Below are 17,393 nucleotides of genomic sequence, written 5' to 3'. Positions count from 1 at the left end.
AAGAGTTTAAATTTTACAGTTTTTTAATTGAGATTGATAAACTTTTGTATAATTACTTACCTTTGAAGCAATTTTCTTATCCTCTTCAATTTTTGCTTTATTTTTAAATGTACCAGCTAGATAACGTTTAAATCCAGTTGCTCCAAGCATATATGCCATATATAAGTTTTTGCTATCTGTCATACGTAATTTTAAACTCTTTGATAATTGTGACATATACCAACCTATAAACTGTACACTATCATTTAAGTTATTACGTTGAGCATTTGATTTAACATCTTGCTGAAAATGCTTCCATGTACCATCAATAGCTTGGGCATATCCATAAGCAGAGGAGTATTTGCTTTTAGCGTCAGCATCAAATCGAGATTCTTGATAAATAACTCCCATAGCAAAAGCTGGAGGTAAGTTATATTTCTCCTGAGCCGTTTCTAGTGATTTTTTCCAGTTTGAATGCTGAGCTAATATTTTACAAGCTCCCATATTATCATCAACTTTGGTTTTCTCGGAGCAGCTTGAAATTATAATGATTAAAAAGATCAATAATAAATATCTAAAGTTAAAAGTTTTTGACATATTAATTTAAATAAATAGTTTAATAGTTACAAGAGTAAATTATATAGGTTTATATTTCTAGATATATAATTAAGATTTAACGATTAAAGTCTTCTCCAACTATTTCTTTAATAACAATCCCAGCTATAGTTAAGCCAAATAATGATGGCATGTAACTAAGAGTACCATTAGTAGCTCTAGATCTGCCTTGTTGATTAGGTTCTGGGTCTTTAGGAGGTAGAGGGGCTATACCTTTTTCAGTTGAAAAAACTGCCTTAATACCCTTTTTAACTTTTTGCTTTTTAAGACGGACTCGCATAGCCCTAGCTAATGCACAAACATCTGTTTTATAAATATCTGCAACTTTTATTTGTGTTGGATCAGTTTTTCCTCCAGCCCCCATACTTGATATTGTTTTTATACCTAGCTCATGAGATATTTTCACCAGATTTGCTTTGGCATTTAGAGTGTCAATAGCATCAATAACATAATCATAATTATATTGAGTTAGTAAGCTCTTTGTATTTTCTGGGTTTATAAAAATTTCTAAAGTAGTAACATTACACTCTGGGTTTATATCATTGATGCGCTTTTCCATAACTTCTACTTTGGGCATACTAATGGTGCTTTGCAATGCTATAAGTTGACGATTAATATTTGATGGATCAACAATATCCATGTCAACTATTGTTAAATTACCAACACCTGCTCTTGCTAAGGCTTCGATAACAAATGATCCAACTCCACCACAACCAGCGATAAAAATATTAGCATTTTCTAGTTTTTTTATACCTTGGTTATTAACTAATATACTTGTTCTTTCTGTAATTTCTTTAATCATATATTATGAGTAAACCCTATTCATATCTTTTATATAGTTGTAAGCAAATAAGTTAGCATAAATTTCGCCTGTTACATGATCAATTTCGTTTATATTAAGATCTATAGGTAGCCAATCAATACTATTAGTTAAAATTTTATCATTATCTAGAACAAAACCATCTACTATAGCATTAGCATTTTTCATAAACTTATCATAATTTAAGCGAGTAACAATAGAGTCTTCTTTTAGAGCAAACAAATACATAGGAGTTCTTGTTTTCTCTCCTAGGGTAAATATATTAGCGCTTTTCATTGTCGTCAAAAGCTCTTTATTAGAGAAGATTTTTTGCTTAAATAGATCGTACATAGAATTATTTCCAGTTGGTATACCATAGTGTGAGGCAGACTCTTGATTGGGATATTTTTTATACAATGCGCTATTAAATATTGCACCAGCAAAAGCAGTATTAGGAATATGTTTTTGTAAAAAAAAATTATCAAAAGTGTAGTGCTTACCTTGAAGATTACATTTATCTTGAGAAAAGGTAGAACACACCATATTGAAAAAATCTTTATCAAAATCTTGTGTGCTAATTGTTTTTGAAGTATTTACATAATGAAGATAGCTCATAAATGCATTAGACATTAATCCAGGTTTTAACATAGTTGTTATTAACTTACTATGTAGCAAATATTTGTCTGAATCATTGTTATCAGTCATAAAATTTAATGTAGTTTGACTAACATCATAGGCACCACTTAATCCTGTTGCAGCCCTATATTTATATAAGTTATTTAGCTTATCAACATTTTTACAGTTACCTCGCCATCCTAAACATTTTGCACTCCATATTGAATAAGCACCTCCTTCGGAATAACCCACTGAGAACAAGTTTAAATGTTGATTATTCGTTAAGTTATATTTTTTGCGAATATCTTTACTAACATTATTTAGCATATCAACAGCAGTATTTACTGTTTGCCTAGGATAAAAAACATATGGGTGATAGTTTTTATAATCATCACCTTGACCGATATAGTCAGGAGCAACAACAATATAACCATTTGCAGCATAAATAGCAGCATAAATAGTGTTAAAGAGTACACTTGTTTTATTATCTTTACTAAGGTTAGATGGAACTCCAGCATTATCAAATACAGTAGGGTGGTAGATAATAATTACCCCTTTAGGATTTTTTGTTTCTGGCAGCATTAAAAGGCCTGATACTTTAGATTTAATTTTACCTGTTGCAGGAAAAGTATTTGTTGTAACATAAGTTATTTTATTTAGCCCAATATTTTTAATATTTTTATCAGCTAGAGATTTAACATCAATACCATAACCTTTAATATTTTTAATATTTTTATTGCAATCTTCTTTAGATAATTTTTTGTTACAAAAAACTTTGGTTAGATAGTTTTTTTCTACATCTTTGGTTTTCCAAGTAGTTGTCTCAACAATTTTTGTATAACCTAAAGAAGATATTAGAACTAAACTAATTAAAAGAGCTGTTTTTTTCATAGCTAGATTTATTTTCAAAACATATAACTACATTTTATCAATTATTTATATTAGCTGTTTTATTTTTTATTAGTCCAAATTTATATTTCTCACATCTGTAATAGTCATACCAGCTTTTAAAGCATTTATTAGTCCAGGTATGCCATCCTCAAAAACATGACATTCTTGATTTTTTAGATTATATTTTTCAGCTAATGTAGTAAAAGCATTGGGAGTGCTTTTACTTGGATGATTATCATCCGCGGTAATAATCTCATCAAATAAATCTGTAAGTTCTAAAATATCTAAAGATTTATATACATTTTCTTTCTTGCCTCCAGATATTACAACCATAGGCAGTTTTTTGTAATAGTGTTTAACTAAATCAACAACTGGTTGTATAGGCTTTGTTTTATCTAAAAGCTTATATGATGTTGTTTTTATTGCTTCTGCAATAATCGGAATTTGTTTGTCATTAAAATTAAAGACTTCTTTTAAAATAGTTTCGCTTGGTAAACCATTATATTTTTCAAGGTTAGCTGGAGAGGTTGTTATATTCCTCTCACTTAATACATTTATCCAGGCGTTAGTATGTATATGCATATTATTTGCAATAGTTCCATCACAATCAAAAATTAAAAGTTTAGTATTCTTATGAATAGGTAAAAGCATGATATCTTGTGTTATTAGATGTGATGTAGAACATTATATACAATAAATATTATTGACATAAGAGCAATTAATGAGCAAAATTGGTATCGTTAAATTTAATAAATAACCATGAAAATTCACTAAATGGAGGATAATATTATGGTATTGGTAGGAAAAAAAGCTCCTGTATTTAATGCACCAGCTGTACTAGGTGATGGTGAGATAGTAGATAATTATGATTTTGCAAAAGCTATTCAAGGTAAATATGCTGTAGTAGTTTTTTACCCATTAGATTTTACATTCGTTTGTCCATCTGAGTTAATAGCTTTAAATAAAAGAACAGCTAAACTTAAAGAACTAGGTATAGAAGTTGTTTCGGTATCTATAGATTCTCACTTTACTCATAATGCTTGGAGAAAGACTCCAGCAAATGAAGGTGGTATCGGACCAGTTAAATATACTATGGTTGCTGATATAAACCAAGAAATTGTAAAAGCTTATGATGTTCAATCAGAAGGCGGTATGGCATTTAGAGGGACTTTTTTAATTGATAAGAATGGTGTTGTTCGTCATCAGGTAGTTAACGATCTTTCATTAGGTAGAAATATGGATGAAGTTACTAGAATGGTTGAGGCTTTACAGTTCCATGAAGAGTATGGTGAAGTTTGTCCAGCTGGATGGAATAAAGGTGATGAAGGTATGAAGGCTTCTCCAGAAGGTGTAGCAGAGTATCTATCTGATCATGTTGTAGATTTATAATTAAAATTCTATTCTTTTTCTAAGTTTGTTTCTACTTACTTATAATGGCTATGCAGTAGATGATATTTCTGATGTAAATACGCAAAAAAAGTTAGCCAAAGCCAATAAAGACCGAGCAAGTAAAAAAAATGATTCTGCTATTGATAATGTTGAAGAATATGAGGGAGAGTCTATTTCTTCAGGAAGTACATTTGATGTTGGTAAATCATTGTTAAAAGCTACTCATCTAAATAAGGTTAATATACTACCCCAATAAATTAAACAATATTTTCAATTATTTAGTTCCCATCTAAGCCGCCCGTTTTTCCAATAAGTTATCGTAATAAAATTCCATAGGTTTTTTATAATTGATAGACTCATGAAATCTTCTATTATTATAAAAATCTATATAATCATCCACATCGTTTCTTAGTTCAACAATGCCAGGATATTGATTTAAATAAAATCTCTCACATTTAGCACTTCTCCAAAATCTTTCGATGCAAATGTTATCAGTTGCTCTACCTTTACCATCCATAGATATAGTAATTTTTTTATCCAATAATGTTTGGATATGAATGTTAGATGTGTACTGGCTACCTTGATCAGTGTTAAATATTTCTGGTACTCCATATTTATACAGAGCTTCATTTAAAACTTTCATAACTAAACTACTATCCATAGTGTTGGATATCTCCCAACTTAGTACAGCCTTAGAGTACCAATCAATAATAGCTGCCATATAAACTGTGCCAGCATCAGTCTTAATATATGTAATATCTGTAGACCAAACTTGATTAGGTCTCAATATGCTTAAACCTTTTAGTTTGTAACTATAAATAGCATGCTCTTTGTTAGGTTCAGATAAGTTTAAGTTTGGTTTTTTCACCGCCAATATAGCTTTGATGCCTAACTCTTTACGATACTTTTGTACTGTGTTCTCACAGATGCTAAACCCATCTTCTATTAATTGCTTATGAGCTTTTATATAGCCGTAGCAGGGAATCTCCTCATGTATCTGTATAAGCTTTGCTTTTACTTCTTCTTTATGTTCGTTAACCACAGGCTTGTAATATAAACCAGCTCTAGAAACTTCTAATAAGCAACTTTGTTTTACAACAGATAATTTATGCTTAGGATCAATCATCGCTTTTCTATCAGATAATCCCAAGCTTACGAGCTTTCCCTCAAGAAATTCCTTCTCAATTGTTAGTTGTCCAACCTTCTTAGAATACTGATCTATCTTGGTTTGAAGCTTTGCATTGTCTTTTTTATATTGTGATACTGATTTGGATGGATCCATTGCCAACTCAGCATTTTCTAAAAAGGCTGTTTTTCAATTATTTATGTTTTTGGGCGTAATATTATATTTTACTGATAACTGTGTGATTGTTTGATCTTTCCCCAATACTTCCAAGACAACTTTAGTCTTAAATTCAACGGTATATATTTTTCTCTTATTACTCATTTACATTTATCCTAAATTGCTCATTTATAGTTTAGCTACTTTAGGAACTAAATTCTCAAAATTGTTGTTACAATTTCATGGGGTATTATATAAACCACCATTTTTTGATGGTATTAATAATAATGTTATATTTTCACAAGCATTGCTAAATACCCAACAAGAGACAGGAGATGGACTATTTATTTTAAAATCTCAACAGAATGGGTTATTAAAAGGTGACTATTTATATTTTGGTGGTATGGGTTCTTTTACGCCAGTGTGGGGTAGAGGTTCACAAAGTAATTTATCTTCAAATTCTGTTAATAACTATGCTCTAGAGTACTATGTATTGAGTACTCTTGGTGAGTGGACCTCTGTTTATGCATCTTTGAATACGTATACAACAAATGGTCAATGGAATGTTACACCGGGTAATATATTCTTTATATTAGAAACCTTGATAAATTTCCAATATATTCATATGCAGCTTTATCAACAGTCAACTTTGGTAACTTTAATGAAACAACTAATTTTTTGCCGACACTAACTAGATTATATTTTATGCAATCTGGAGGCAATGTAAATGTGTCTTACAATCAAAATGGGTAAACTGTCCCTGTTCAATACCACTTTATAAAATATTTTTATTCCTTGCTTTTATGCAGCATCTAAAATACCAGAATATACTTCATCATGAGTCATATATCCAATACTAGAATGTAGTCTTTCATTGTTGTAAATATCAATATATTCTTTGATACCTACTTTAGCCTCTTTCATAGTTATATATGATGCCGGATAAACATTTTCATATTTCAGTGTTCTCCAAAATCTCTCAATTGCAATATTATCTATAGATCTTCCTTTAGCATCCATAGATATATTTATTTTATTATCAGATAATATTTTAATATGCTCTTTTGCTGTATATTGAGTTCCTTGATCAGAGTTAAAGATATCAGGTTTACCATATTTAAATAACGCTTCTTTTAACACACTAGTTGTTAGATGTGTATCCATAGTATTAGAAATCTTCCAAGCTAGTATTTTCTTGCTATGCCAATCTATTATGGCTGCTAAATATGCATACCCACATTCTAGTCTAATATACGTGATATCAGCACTCCATACCTTATTAGCTTTATCTATAACAACCTGATTCGTCTCATTTTTAAATACATTAAGTAAGTATGGATATTTCTTGTGTTGCTTATTAATGACAGTTCTCTTTTTTTTAGGATACAATGCCTTAATACCCATGAATTCCATAGCACTTTTGATTAGCTTCCTTCCAACTAGAAATCCTAATCTATTTAGCAACTTTACTAGCCTTCTCGTACCATAATATGGATGTTTAGTATGTATCAAATCTATTGCATTTAATAGTTTAATATCATCATTACTACTAAATTTTGATATTGGTGTATAATAGTACACACTCTTAGATACAGATAATAGTTTAAGCTGATTATTTAAAGATAATTCTAGCTTAGTATCTACAGAGTTTACTCTATCATTTGATGATACCAAGCTTTTTAGCTTTCCCATTAAAAAATCCCTCTCTACTATTACCTCGACTAGTTTTTTACTTGTTGCATCTTTATCTTTTCTAAGCTCATCTATTTCCTGCTTATACTCCTTAACAACAGAGCTTTTATCAAATGCTAAGCAAGCATTAGATAAAAATTACTGCTTCCAATTGTGCACGTTTTTAGGAAGTAAATCATACTTACTTGCTATCTCATTAACTGTCATATCGCCTTCTAGCAATTCTATAATTACTTTAGCTTTAAAATCAGCTGTATACGTTACTCTTTTTTTACTCATTTATCCATTTCCTAATTTATCTAGTTAAGTTTAACATCTAGGAATAAAAATCTTTCTAAAATCAGTAGCTTTTTCTGGGGACATTATAATATCTTAGAATATTTATTTAACTTGATTAAATACTTTAGAGGCTATTTAAAGATATTTTTATTAATGTTTTATCATCATGGATACCATTTAATTCTTGATTATTTATGTTATCGATGATTTTACCAACGTCATCATTGTATTTTAAAATTTCTATAAACGAATCAATACCTAGCATTTGATTATTAACTATATTTGCTTCTGTAATACCATCTGTATAAATATATATAGATCCATTAAGTAATTCATTAAAATTTATATTTCTAATTTGATATATGTATTTAGGAATAGCTCCGAAGACTATATCATAATCATCTTGTTTTAATATATAGAGGTTTTCTTGTTTATTAATAATAGGTAGCTCATGACCGGCATTGATATATCTAATAATTTGCTTATCTAAATCAATTTCTAATATAATTGAACTAAGAAACATTCCCTCTAAATCTTGATTACAGATATATTCGTTAATCTTATAGGCTATATCATCAAAATTAGTGTATTTATCTATAATTTTTTCGATAGCAAATAAACAAAATAGGGCGTGTATAGTAGCTGTTATATTTTTTCCTGTGGAGTCTCCAATTAGTATATAAATTTTATTATTTTTTATGTATGTTAGGTATAGATCGCCAGAGCGTTTATCCGCAGCTTTTGAAGCAATGTCTATATTAACTTTATAAAAATTATTTTTAAAATATACGTTATCTTTAGTTTTTATAATCCTTTGTTGTAACTTTTTAGCTAAATTCATTTCACCATCATAAAAACTTAATTTTTTAACATCATTCAGTAAAAATCGTATTTTCCTATATGATTTATATAGATACATAGTTTCTGTTATTAATTTATCTCTGACGATTCCTCTATTAGATATAGCTGTTTCATTATTTTTTAGTATGTTAAAGATATTGTTTGATAATAAAGATATCGTATCTGATATTTCAGCTGTAGTTTTTGAAATTTTATTTAGAAAAAAATTATTTATAAGTAAAAAAATAATAAAAGTTAGAAGTGTATAAGAAGCAATTATAAATAAAATAATATTCCAATTTAAAGCAAGTATTATAGTCATAGCATTATTTAAAAAAGTTTTTTTATAGAAAATACTATTTGAATTGACTTCGTAACTTGCTTTATTTACAAGTAATTTAGTTATCTGTTTATCATGCGTCTGAGTAATTTTATTATTACTTCTTGAAATATTAAATATTTGATAGTTAGTATGACTAAAATAAGGATTACTTACTAAGTATAATTTTAAATTATTAGAAATTTCTGGATCATATTTATGAATAAAATTTGATAATTTTCTTGAAATATTTATATCTATAATCAGTAGTCCTATATTGTGGCTAGCTTTTTTAATTGGTGCTATTACAGTCAACAATAGTTTTCCTTTTTCTCCAGTTCTACTAACTTGAGGTGAAATGTATGTAGTTGATTTTATGTCTTTAAAATCTTTAAACCATGAGGTATTTTTGTATCCATTATCTTTTTTATAAATATTATTTAGATTTTGAATTCTTGATTTTTTAGATAAATCAATAAAACTATAAGTATTATATTCTTTATTGATACTAGCATAACCGATACCTGTGAAAGAATAATCTTTTTTATAGTGTTTAAAGTAATTATTAATTACGTATATGAATTTCTTTTCATTATAATTTTGCTGTTTTATCAGAATATTAGCATAATTAACTATATCAGATACATTGTTTTCAATAGTGTTTGCATAAATTTTTAATGTAATAACTGTACTTTGAATGTTTCGATACCCTATATAAAAGTAAAAAGAAATTATTGATGTACCAATAAAAATAAAAAATAGGGCTACATATAGGTTAATAAATATTTTAAGCTTTGAATATAATTCATATTTTAGGCTATTTGTTTTCATATGCTAAATTCATAATATTGTTTATTGTCTTTGTAATAGTAATTATTTTTTGTAGTTAATTGATTGACCAAGTGTAAGCCAATCCCTCCATAGTCTTCAATACCATATGATGCTACCTTACTTGTACTATTTGATGAGTGAGCTTCTAAATTAAAATCTTTAACATTACTAGCTATAATATTTATTTTATTATTTTTTATTTTAATAGTTATATCAATTTCTTTATCAGATATACGTTGAGAATGCATATAAATGTTTGTAATTGTTTCCTCAATTATAAGCTGCGTAATATTATCTATCTTGTCTAAATTATTTTTTATATATTTCCAAGCAGCATCTAAGTTTTTATAATAGCTTTTTATTTCAATAGTAGCCATAATACTTATTTATATTAACGGTATTAATTTATCAAAACCGGAAAGTTTTAGTATTTTTTCTGGCATACTTCCAGAAGCTACTTTAGCATAAATCTTATGGTTGTTTGATAGAACTTTTTTCGCTAGAAGAATAAAAGCTCTTAATCCTATGCTACTAATATATTCTAGATTTTCAAGATTTAAGTATACATTTAGATTTTGGATATAATTATTTTTATTAAAATTTTCAAAAATACTATAGCTTGATTGATCTAGTCTTCCTGTCAAGATATATGTTTGTTCTTTTTCATTAGATGAATATGTTATTTCCATTTTGATTCAAACCTCATTTTTAAATTATACTAGATATATACATTTTCTGTATTTTAGTAGCTTCATCTGCTAATATTCTAAGAAAAATATTATACATTTGTGGATGTTTTTGTAAAATATGTTTAATATCTGATTTTGATATTTCAAGTGTAGCAACATCTGATATAGATGCTTTATATATAGCAGGGCTTTTCTTATCAACTATAGTTTCAGTATTAAAAATATCATTTGCTGTTAGTACTGATATAGAAGCTTCCCACCCTCCATCTAAAATAGCAAATTTCTCTATAAAACCATCTAAAACAAAAATAAGATTATTACTATTATAAGCTATAATCTCATTTTCGGAATAGTGATTTAGCTTTGATGATAATACTAATTCATTGATTAGCGCCGAGTCATTAAAGTAACTTATTTGGTTATAAAATTTTTCTCTTTCTAATAATGATTTATCAACAATATCTTTAATAAGCTTATAATTTATTGTAGGCCATGATATCCCTAAACTTTTCATAATAGCTATTGTATAATTATTATTTACTCTCGGATGAAACTCATTTTGAGTATCATTATCTTGTAACCAGCCTTGATGCAACATAAACATTTCTATTAAATTTTTATATGTTGATTTGTTAAATTTGTCGATTAATACATCTATAAAATCTACTATATCTAACTGCTTAAGGTTTAATCTTTTTTCTTGTGCTAGAATTTTTGATAAATCTTGATGTTTAGGGTTAAATACATGGAATGTTTGATTGCTTAATTCATTTTTGTCAAAAATATTAATAATAGCTTTTGCTGTTATATCAACTAGGGAAATTTCAGTTGTTGCAACTTCTTTTGATATAACTCCTAAATTAATCATAGTTTTAAATCTAGCGAAAAAACCATTTTCTTCAATATTCTCTTGGTTTTTCCCATTAAAAGATATTACAGATAAGTATCCTACTCTATAAATATTTGTAGAAACTCCATGCTTTCTATATTTGTAGCACTCTAGTTCACCTTCATACTTAGTTGTTAAATAAACATTATTTCTATTGGTAAGCTCATCCCCAATTGACTCTTCATTAAACTCTATATGGGATCTTTCAGAAATATAACCATCGAGTAAGACACCAAAAGTTGATATATAATGAAAATCTTTTAAAGAGGTTTTTTCAGCAAGGTCTAGTAAATTAATAGTTGCTTGTACATTAGCACTATAAAAATCTTTATATTCACCGTAATGCTTTACTAATGCTGCAGAATGTATGATAGTGTCAACGCTATCTATTAATGAACTATATTCTGCTTCATTAAGTCCTAAAAGATCTTTATTCTCTATATCTGCACTATATACTTTGATTCGATTTTGGTAGTTACTTAAATCTTGATCAAAATAGAAATTAAACTTTTTACTTATACGTTTTTTAGCTTTTGAATGATTCTCAGATCTAATTAGCAAAATTATATTTTTATTACTATAAGTAAGTAATTGATAGAGAATATTACAACCTAAATATCCAGTGCTTCCTGTTAATAGTACAGTATTTATTTTTTTATTTGTATAGGTTAAATTTATATTAGAGCAACTATTATATTTTTCAATTTCAATATGACTATTTTTATTATTAGAGATTTTTATAGAAGAATATTGTTGTCTTATTTTTTCTAATCTAGTTACTAAATTATTCTTAGAAAAAATAATGTTTTCTGCTAATCTTCTTGGTGTTTTATATTTGAAAATTTCAGCTACAGTAACTTTAAAACTCTCTTGTAGCTTATAAACAAGCTGAATGGCTTTTATAGAGTTACCACCAATTTGATAGAAATCACTATCTATACCTATCTTAGTATTTCCAAGTATATTGGCAAAGGCTTCGCAAATTATTGTTTCTTGGAAGTATTATTTTTACTTGTTCACTTGGGTTAACTTCTGGTAAAGCTTTTCTATTTAATTTTCCATTAGTTGTTAAAGGGAAATTATCCAAAATAACTATTGATTTTGGTATCATATATTCGGGAATAAAATTTAGTAAATGGTTTTTAATCTCATTTTCAGAAATTTGAGCATTTATTGTTACATAGGCAATTAAATAGTTTATACCATTATTTTCTTTAGCTATAACACAGCTTTGATTTATTGTACTTATTTTTGTTAAAGATTTTTCGATTTCGCCTAATTCTATACGATAGCCATTAATTTTCACTTGAAAATCATTTCTACCAATATATTCGATCTGTCCATCTTCTAACCATTTAACTAAGTCCCCTGTTTTATATAATTTATTTTCGAACTTAGGATCTTTATTTTTATTCCAAAAATGATTTAAAACAAATTTTTCAGCTGTTAAATCATCTCTATTTAAATACCCTTTAGCAAGAGAAATACCTGCTATATATAATTCCCCAACTACTCCAATTGGCGTAGGTTTCATATCTTTATCAAGGATGTACGCTTTATTATTTTGAAAAACCTTACCAATACTGTTGTTTATAGTAGTAGGCTTAGATACTGTTATTTCTCCAGTTTCTGTTGGTCCATAATAATTATAGATTTCTATTTTACTTGCCAAATCTTTTATTATTTGAGGAGTTATTGCTTCGCCACTTAAGTAGAGTTTTTTAATATTTGAATCTTTGATTAAATTGTCAATTGCCTCATACTGGGAAGGAACTAGATGAGTTGAATTACATCGTTGTATATTATTATTTATCTCATTAATATCAAAAATATTTTCTGATATATAAATTGATGCGCCATAACAAATGTGAGCAAATATATCTGATACAGAAACATCAAAAATATAGTTTGTTTTAAAAAAATAATTATCTTTTTCCGTAATATTTGAAAATTTAGACATATATTCAATACGATTAACTATAGAAGAATGGCTTACCATTACTCCTTTGGGGTTGCCAGTAGTTCCTGATGTGTATATAACATATGCTAAATCATTAGGGTTTACGACTGTATTTTCCAAATTAAGAGAGGACTGGTAAGCATAATGGTTATCTTCTAAAGCTAAAAGTAATATATTATTTTGATTAATTCTGTTTAAATCATTCTGGTAATGTTCATCACATATTAAAAGTTTAGGGTTAGCATTATCTAATATAAATTTAATTCGCTCTTTAGGGTGTTTGGGGTCAATAGGTATATATGCATATCCTATTTTTAATATTGCTAGTATATTAATAATCATTTCTAATGATCTATCAACACATAAACAAATTAATTTACTATCTTTATCATGGTTTTTATTAATCTTACTTTTTAAGTATCTTGCTAATTGATTTGCTTTTTCATTTAAGTGTTTGTAGGTTAATGATTTATCCTTAAAAGTAATTGCTATTTTCTCTGGAGTCCTTAATATTTGTTCTTCAAACAGTGCATGAACAGCTTTATTATTACTATAGTTTTGACTTGTATTATTCCAGTTATATATAATTTGTTTATATTCTTTATCACTTAAAACCTGGTATTCATTAATTTTTTTATCAAGATTGTTTATGAGTTCATTAAGTATATTTTCATAATGAGATAGCATTTTTGTGATAGTTACAGATTTAAATAAATCTATAGCAAAATTAAATTCAATACTTAATTTATTAGTTGATAAATGGCACATTACCATCAAATCGAATTTTGCAGTACGAGGATCAGTCCATGCAGGTAAATTAAATATTAGGTCTTTTGATTTATATTCTGTTTGATGTTCTAAAAAATTAAACACAACATCACAGAGAGGGTTACCTAAACTAGTATCAAGATTTAATTCTTTTACTAAAGCTTCTAAATTAAGATCTTGATGGTCAAGTAGGTCTAAGGTCTGGTCATAAATTTCTTTTATATCATTGATACAAGATTCATTAGGATTTACAGTAACTCCAAGAGGCAGAGTGTTAACAAACATTCCTATTGACTTATCAAGCTTAGAATCGATTCTACCATTAGTTAATGTTCCTATGACAAAAGATTCTCTTTGAGAATATTTATTAATTAATATTTTAAAGGCATGTAACATTATAGCGTTAATAGAAACTTGATGCTCATTTGATATATTTTCAAGCTTATCTATAAATTCGTGATTAAATTCTTTAACTATATTACTGCCAATATGGCTCTTAGCTTGAGTTTTAGAAAAATCAGGAGAAAGCTCTAAAGGTTCTAAATCTATTTGTGAGAGTTTATCTTTCCAGTATTCTAGATTTTTTCTGTAAGTATCTTGTGCTATTAAAGATTCTTTTTGCCAGATAGCATAATCTATATATTGTAATTCTGCTGTATTTAATAAGCCTTCATCATATGCTTGGATTAATTCATTTAGAAAAATCGAGACTGATCCTCCATCAAAACATATGTGATGAAAATCAGCAAAAAGACAATGTTCTTTAGAGTTGATTTTTATAAGTTTAAACCTAACTAAAATATCTTGTTCTAAATTAAAAGGCTTAATAAAATTTTCGAATAAAACATCAAGTTCTTGCTGATTTGACACCTTTGCTATTTCTTTACTAATATTTATAAAAGTATCATTGTTTAAGTATTGAGAAAGATTGGAATCTTTCATTTCATATTTATTTAATAATATCGAGTGCTTTTTTACTATAGCGGTAAGAGCTATACCTAGATTTTCAAAGTTTAATGAGCCTTTAATGTTTATTTTAATAGGGACGTTATATAATTTATTATCTTCTGTTATTAGTCTACTAGCATAGAACATGCGTTCTTGCTGGTGTGATAAAGAGTATGAATTTCTACTATCGGCTTTTCCAATTGAGAAAGTTATATCTTGCTTATCTAGATTAGATAGTTTCCTTGGTGTTTTTAGAAAGAAAATATCCTTTATAGTTATTTTAAAATGATCTCTTAGAGATGATAGTAAAAAAGTTGCTTTAATAGAGTTTCCGCCAAGATTATAGAAGTTATCATCTATTCCCACATCAAAGTTTAGGTTTAAAACCTTTTTAAATTTTGAACATATTATTTTTTGTTCATTTGTATTAGGTGCTATGTATTCACATCTTTTTATTACTAGCTCTGGTAAAGCATTTTTATCTAGTTTTCCATTTATGGTTAATGGAAAGTCATCTAAAAATACAATATAATTAGGTATCATATAATCAGGAAGATACTTTTTAAGAAATTCAACAATATGTTGTTCATTAATCATTTTATCTCTACATTTTATATATGCTATTAAATAGGGTATTTGTTGATTCTTCTTTGCAAGAAGGCATGTTTGAACTATATAAGGATGACCTAATATAGCATTTTCTATTTCGCCTAATTCTATGCGATATCCTCTAATTTTAACTTGAAAATCATTCCTTCCAATATATTCAATATCACCATTTTCTAGCCATTTTCCTATATCACCACTTTTATATAATTTGGTATATCCGTTAGCTTTATCACTTTCTGTTTTAAAAGGATTATCAATAAATCTTTCAGAGGTTAGTTTATCTTTATTTAAGTATCCTCTAGCTAATCCGGCACCTCCAACATAGATTTCTCCTTCTACGCTAATATCTACAGGCATTAAATCTTCATTCAAAATATATATTTTTTGATCACTTATTCTTTTACCAATATTAGATATATTTTGTTCATATTGAGTGATTTCTTTATGTGTAACGTGAACGGTAGTTTCTGTGATTCCATACATATTTATTAATTTTGTATCAAAATTTATAGTATTTTGGTACTTCCACCATCCTTCTAAATAGGATAGATTAAGAGCATCACCACCAAATATAATATATCGGAGGTTTAACTTATAGTTATAATCTAGGTTAGCAATAAAACTATAAAATGCTAAAGGCGTTTGATTTAATACTGAGACTCTATTTTCGTAACAATATTTTACGAAGTCTTTTGTACTTCTTACTAATTCATCAGATGGAATCAAAAGTTTGCCACCATAAAAAAGAGGTCCCCATATTTCCCAAACACTAAAATCAAAGACATATGAATGAAATAAAATCCAAACATCACTAGAATCAAACTTAAAAAAATCATTTGTAGCACTAAATAATCTAGTTATATTATGGTGTAACTGCATAACACCTTTGGGTTTTCCTGTAGTTCCTGATGTATAAATTATATAAGCTAGGCTATTTGAGTTATTGGTCTGTGCTAAATTTAGATCATTCTCATATGAATAATTTTCATTATCTATACTAATAGCATTAACTTCATATAAACTCTGTAATACGTATTTATAAGATTCTTGAGTAAGAATAGTTTTTATATTGCTATCCTTTAAAATATAATCAACTCGATCTTGAGGATATCTTGGATCTATTGGTACATACGCTCCTCCAGCTTTTAAAATAGCTAATATGCCAATAATCATTTCTAATGATCTATTTAGATATAAGCCAATAAGTGTATCATTAGGAAGTATTTTATTATTATTAACGATCTTTAATATATATTTTGCTAATTGATCAGATTTTTTATCTAATTCTTTATAAGTTAGTGCTTTTTTATTAAAAACTACAGCTATATTATCTGGAGTTTTTTCTACTTGCATATTAAATAAGTTATGTATTGATTTTTCTCTAAAGTTTGTATAGCTTGTATTATTCCAGTCATATACTATTTTTTTGAATTTTTTTTTATCTAACATTTTAGAGCCTCAATTTGCTTAGATATAATTTATTTAAAAACTTATTAATTTTACCATTATTAAGCTTTCTAAAAAATAATTAATGATTAGATAATATTACAATTAAATTATATTTATTTAGCATCTTCTTTTAAATTTGATTTTTTTATTAAAAATAAATTATTCTTAATTTTATGTTAAACTACTATCGTTATTAATACTTTAGGAGTCAAAATGCAATCTTTACCACAGTGCTCAAAGTGTCAATCTGAATATGTTTATCAAGATGGTGAGTCATTAATTTGTCCAGAGTGTGGTTATGAATGGCAGCTTGGTGAGAAAGATGATAATACGCCAATTATAAGAGATTCTAATGGTAATTTATTAGAAAATGGAGATGTTGTTACAGTAATAAAAGATTTAAAGTTAAAAGGATCTTCTCAGATTATAAAAGTAGGTACTAAAGTAAAAAATATTCGCCTAGTAGAGGGAGATCATGATATTGACTGTAAAGTTGAAGGTTTTGGCGCTATGAAACTAAAATCACAATTTGTTAAAAAAGTGTAATGAA

The 17,393-nt window shown here is 27.4% G+C and carries 16 protein-coding genes and 1 pseudogene; 4 read left to right on the top strand and 13 right to left on the bottom strand.

Translation table 11 applies throughout. The features are described from left to right. Nucleotides 1–6: 6 nt before the first annotated feature. From CDV26_RS07845 to CDV26_RS07830, 4 genes are all read right to left on the bottom strand, one after another. Entirely contained in the window at nt 7–576 is a 570-nt protein-coding gene (locus CDV26_RS07845; RefSeq protein WP_088772801.1) for a transglycosylase SLT domain-containing protein, read from the bottom strand. A gap of 76 nt (nt 577–652) precedes the next feature. Beyond that, nucleotides 653–1,396, bottom strand: a complete 744-nt coding sequence (locus CDV26_RS07840) for a tRNA threonylcarbamoyladenosine dehydratase (RefSeq protein ID WP_088772800.1) — start codon at nt 1,394–1,396, stop codon at nt 653–655. 3 nt (nt 1,397–1,399) lie between these two features. After that, nucleotides 1,400–2,899, bottom strand: coding sequence for an alpha/beta hydrolase family protein (locus CDV26_RS07835; protein WP_088773479.1), 1,500 nt, complete (start codon nt 2,897–2,899; stop codon nt 1,400–1,402). 69 nt (nt 2,900–2,968) lie between these two features. Then, nucleotides 2,969–3,550 carry an HAD family hydrolase gene (locus tag CDV26_RS07830; RefSeq protein ID WP_088772799.1) on the bottom strand — a complete coding sequence of 194 codons (582 nt, stop codon included), beginning with the start codon at nt 3,548–3,550 and terminating at the stop codon, nt 2,969–2,971. A 138-nt stretch (nt 3,551–3,688) separates the two neighbouring features. On the opposite strand from CDV26_RS07830, the gene CDV26_RS07825 reads away from it, so the two are divergent. Then, entirely contained in the window at nt 3,689–4,288 is a 600-nt protein-coding gene (locus CDV26_RS07825; RefSeq protein WP_088772798.1) for a peroxiredoxin, read from the top strand. A 25-nt stretch (nt 4,289–4,313) separates the two neighbouring features. Continuing rightward, entirely contained in the window at nt 4,314–4,544 is a 231-nt protein-coding gene (locus CDV26_RS07820) for a hypothetical protein (protein WP_088772797.1), read from the top strand. Between the two features lie 33 nt (nt 4,545–4,577). On the opposite strand, the gene CDV26_RS07815 is transcribed toward CDV26_RS07820, so the two are convergent. Both CDV26_RS07815 and CDV26_RS13615 read right to left on the bottom strand, forming a co-directional pair. After that, entirely contained in the window at nt 4,578–5,570 is a 993-nt protein-coding gene (locus CDV26_RS07815) for an IS3 family transposase (RefSeq protein WP_088772295.1), read from the bottom strand. A gap of 33 nt (nt 5,571–5,603) precedes the next feature. Continuing rightward, entirely contained in the window at nt 5,604–5,735 is a 132-nt protein-coding gene (locus tag CDV26_RS13615; protein ID WP_169709695.1) for a transposase, read from the bottom strand. Between the two features lie 85 nt (nt 5,736–5,820). Between CDV26_RS13615 and CDV26_RS12195 the strand changes: the two are divergent. Further along, nucleotides 5,821–6,320 (top strand): annotated as a pseudogene (locus CDV26_RS12195) (hypothetical protein); the annotation flags it as partial. 51 nt (nt 6,321–6,371) lie between these two features. Here the strand turns inward: CDV26_RS12195 and CDV26_RS07805 are convergent. The 7 genes from CDV26_RS07805 to CDV26_RS07770 form a co-directional block, all read right to left on the bottom strand. Further along, entirely contained in the window at nt 6,372–7,337 is a 966-nt protein-coding gene (locus tag CDV26_RS07805; protein ID WP_245806572.1) for an IS3 family transposase, read from the bottom strand. A gap of 63 nt (nt 7,338–7,400) precedes the next feature. After that, entirely contained in the window at nt 7,401–7,541 is a 141-nt protein-coding gene (locus CDV26_RS13210; RefSeq protein ID WP_088772134.1) for a transposase, read from the bottom strand. A gap of 124 nt (nt 7,542–7,665) precedes the next feature. Next, nucleotides 7,666–9,531, bottom strand: coding sequence for a SpoIIE family protein phosphatase (locus CDV26_RS07795; protein ID WP_088772796.1), 1,866 nt, complete (start codon nt 9,529–9,531; stop codon nt 7,666–7,668). Continuing rightward, complete coding sequence (locus CDV26_RS07790) at nt 9,528–9,908, bottom strand: ATP-binding protein (protein ID WP_088772795.1); 381 nt, start codon at nt 9,906–9,908, stop codon at nt 9,528–9,530. Before CDV26_RS07790 ends, CDV26_RS07795 begins: the two co-directional genes overlap by 4 nt. A 9-nt stretch (nt 9,909–9,917) precedes the next feature. Then, a complete protein-coding gene (locus tag CDV26_RS07785) occupies nt 9,918–10,220 on the bottom strand; it encodes an STAS domain-containing protein (RefSeq protein ID WP_088772794.1) in 303 nt (100 codons plus the stop codon). Nucleotides 10,221–10,239: 19 nt separating this feature from the next. Continuing rightward, complete coding sequence (locus tag CDV26_RS07780; protein ID WP_420809901.1) at nt 10,240–12,048, bottom strand: SDR family oxidoreductase; 1,809 nt, start codon at nt 12,046–12,048, stop codon at nt 10,240–10,242. A 7-nt stretch (nt 12,049–12,055) separates the two neighbouring features. Beyond that, the gene (locus CDV26_RS07770) at nt 12,056–16,843 is read right to left on the bottom strand and encodes a non-ribosomal peptide synthetase (RefSeq protein WP_088772792.1); all 4,788 of its coding nucleotides are present in this window, start codon (nt 16,841–16,843) and stop codon (nt 12,056–12,058) included. A 213-nt stretch (nt 16,844–17,056) separates the two neighbouring features. Here CDV26_RS07770 and CDV26_RS07765 point away from each other — a divergent pair, with 213 nt between their 5' ends. After that, nucleotides 17,057–17,389, top strand: coding sequence for a zinc ribbon domain-containing protein YjdM (locus CDV26_RS07765; protein ID WP_088772791.1), 333 nt, complete (start codon nt 17,057–17,059; stop codon nt 17,387–17,389). The last annotated feature ends 4 nt before the right edge of the window (nt 17,390–17,393 follow it).

The organism is Francisella halioticida (genome assembly GCF_002211785.1).
In the GTDB taxonomy this organism is placed as follows: Bacteria; Pseudomonadota; Gammaproteobacteria; order Francisellales; family Francisellaceae; genus Francisella; species Francisella halioticida.
The sequence above is the reverse complement of the archived record's forward strand: the minus strand, read 5'-3'. Positions and strand labels throughout refer to the sequence as shown.

What these genes read in the sequence shown, in the direction of transcription:
- CDV26_RS07845 (WP_088772801.1), bottom strand. Translation starts at nt 576, where the DNA reads ATGTCAAAAACTTTTAACTTTAGATATTTATTATTGATCTTTTTAATC.
- CDV26_RS07840 (WP_088772800.1), bottom strand. Translation starts at nt 1,396, where the DNA reads ATGATTAAAGAAATTACAGAAAGAACAAGTATATTAGTTAATAACCAA.
- CDV26_RS07835 (WP_088773479.1), bottom strand. Translation starts at nt 2,899, where the DNA reads ATGAAAAAAACAGCTCTTTTAATTAGTTTAGTTCTAATATCTTCTTTA.
- CDV26_RS07830 (WP_088772799.1), bottom strand. Translation starts at nt 3,550, where the DNA reads ATGCTTTTACCTATTCATAAGAATACTAAACTTTTAATTTTTGATTGT.
- CDV26_RS07825 (WP_088772798.1), top strand. Translation starts at nt 3,689, where the DNA reads ATGGTATTGGTAGGAAAAAAAGCTCCTGTATTTAATGCACCAGCTGTA.
- CDV26_RS07815 (WP_088772295.1), bottom strand. Translation starts at nt 5,570, where the DNA reads ATGGATCCATCCAAATCAGTATCACAATATAAAAAAGACAATGCAAAG.
- CDV26_RS13615 (WP_169709695.1), bottom strand. Translation starts at nt 5,735, where the DNA reads ATGAGTAATAAGAGAAAAATATATACCGTTGAATTTAAGACTAAAGTT.
- CDV26_RS13210 (WP_088772134.1), bottom strand. Translation starts at nt 7,541, where the DNA reads ATGAGTAAAAAAAGAGTAACGTATACAGCTGATTTTAAAGCTAAAGTA.
- CDV26_RS07795 (WP_088772796.1), bottom strand. Translation starts at nt 9,531, where the DNA reads ATGAAAACAAATAGCCTAAAATATGAATTATATTCAAAGCTTAAAATA.
- CDV26_RS07790 (WP_088772795.1), bottom strand. Translation starts at nt 9,908, where the DNA reads ATGGCTACTATTGAAATAAAAAGCTATTATAAAAACTTAGATGCTGCT.
- CDV26_RS07785 (WP_088772794.1), bottom strand. Translation starts at nt 10,220, where the DNA reads ATGGAAATAACATATTCATCTAATGAAAAAGAACAAACATATATCTTG.
- CDV26_RS07770 (WP_088772792.1), bottom strand. Translation starts at nt 16,843, where the DNA reads ATGTTAGATAAAAAAAAATTCAAAAAAATAGTATATGACTGGAATAAT.
- CDV26_RS07765 (WP_088772791.1), top strand. Translation starts at nt 17,057, where the DNA reads ATGCAATCTTTACCACAGTGCTCAAAGTGTCAATCTGAATATGTTTAT.